Genomic DNA, 634 nt, shown 5'->3' with positions numbered 1-634 from the left:
GCGCTGCCTCGATCAATTGACCGTGTTGTCCGTTGTATGCTGGATCATTTGGTGGTTCGCATTTAGAGACAACCCCACCTCAATCGAATCAGTTGCCCTGATCGTGGCTGGGTTTGCTTTTAACATTTTGCTCTTTTTGCATTTATGGATGAGGTACGTGATTTTGCCTTGGCAGGCTCGCAAGCTTAGTGAAAAACAGCGTGATAAGCAGAAATAAAAAAACCCCGCTACCAATCTCGGTGTCGGGGTCTTCCTAGATATTTCTAAGAAAAAGCAGTGGTAACTTTATAGACTGCACTGCTTTCTGATAGTTCCCATAAAATACGATCTTTTTTGATCTTTCTTATCAGTCAAATTAAATTCCCAATGAAATCAAACACTATGCAACTTTAATCTGAGAAATAATCTGCTCACTTAAATTAAATTCGAGCGCGACTTCGTCACACGCATGCTGTCTTGGACATTGATCGCAGTCTTTCAAGACTTTTTCAGGAAGCAGCGACTTCGAGGTTTGCACGTAAGTTCTGTTTAGGAAGAACTCAGGGCACGAGTCAGCACAAACAGCTTTTTGATGGCCATGTCTTTGGCTTTATCAATCAGATATTGAACCACTGCTGTCCCCTGACCCTGTCTC

1 protein-coding gene and 1 pseudogene are annotated in these 634 nt (G+C 42.6%); one reads left to right on the top strand and one right to left on the bottom strand.

Annotation, left to right across the window (positions count from 1 at the left end):
- Positions 1-217, top strand: a 217-nt coding sequence (locus CIK04_RS24530) for a DUF3624 domain-containing protein (protein WP_325205786.1), incomplete at its 5' end; no start/stop codon positions are given.
- 162 nt (positions 218-379) lie between these two features.
- Here CIK04_RS24530 and CIK04_RS24525 read toward each other — a convergent pair.
- A pseudogene (locus CIK04_RS24525) lies at positions 380-634 on the bottom strand (amino-acid acetyltransferase); the annotation flags it as partial.

This window comes from Vibrio sp. 03_296, from assembly GCF_002265885.1.
This window is presented reverse-complemented; position numbering and strand designations above follow the sequence as displayed.